At 62.3% G+C, this 602-nt stretch carries 1 protein-coding gene; it reads right to left on the bottom strand.

Features of this window, described 5'->3' with window-relative positions; translation table 11 throughout:
• Window positions 1–138 precede the first annotated feature (138 nt).
• On the bottom strand, window positions 139–602 hold a 464-nt coding region (locus EWH12_RS22060), incomplete at its 5' end, for an ATP-binding protein (RefSeq protein ID WP_165363717.1).

Here is a 602-nt window from a genome sequence, read left to right as displayed (position 1 = left end):
TTCCCGGCCCAATATCTCCACCGCCGTCCCTCGCTTTGGCTCAGGACGTCCATAACGACGTCCTTATGGACGTCTCTTACGCGCTCACATCACAGCAAGGCAGGCGGCCTCAACCGGTCGGTTACTTTGTGTCGGTGATCAGCCGTGATGGAGATCGGGCTTTTCCTTTGCTGGCGGGCGGCCGCGCCGCTTTGGCAAGGGCGGCGGGTTGTTGGACGGTGCCATGCGCGCATGCTCGGGCAGCAGGTCGGCGTGCTGTCGCATGCGATAGCTGGAGCCCTCGATCTGGATGACCACAGCGTGGTGAAGAAGGCGGTCGAGCAGCGCGGTGGCCACCACCGGATCGCCAAAGACATCACCCCATTCGGCGAAGCCGCGGTTTGACGTCAGGATCATGGCACCCTTTTCATATCGGGCGTTGACGAGCTGGAAGAAGAGATTGCCGCCGCCGGGCGTGACGGGAAGATACCCGATCTCGTCGACGACGAGCAGGGAGGATCGGCATAGGAAGCGGATCTTCTCGCGCAACGTGCCCTCGCGTTCAGCCTTGGTCAGTGAAGCGATCAGATCGGCGAGCGGGATGAAGTAGACGCTCTTGCCCG

The sequence above is a fragment of the Sphingobium cupriresistens genome (assembly GCF_004152865.1).
GTDB classification, from domain to species: Bacteria; Pseudomonadota; Alphaproteobacteria; order Sphingomonadales; family Sphingomonadaceae; genus Sphingobium; species Sphingobium cupriresistens.
Note: the sequence above shows the minus strand (reverse complement) of the source record. Positions and strands in the feature narration are given on the sequence as shown.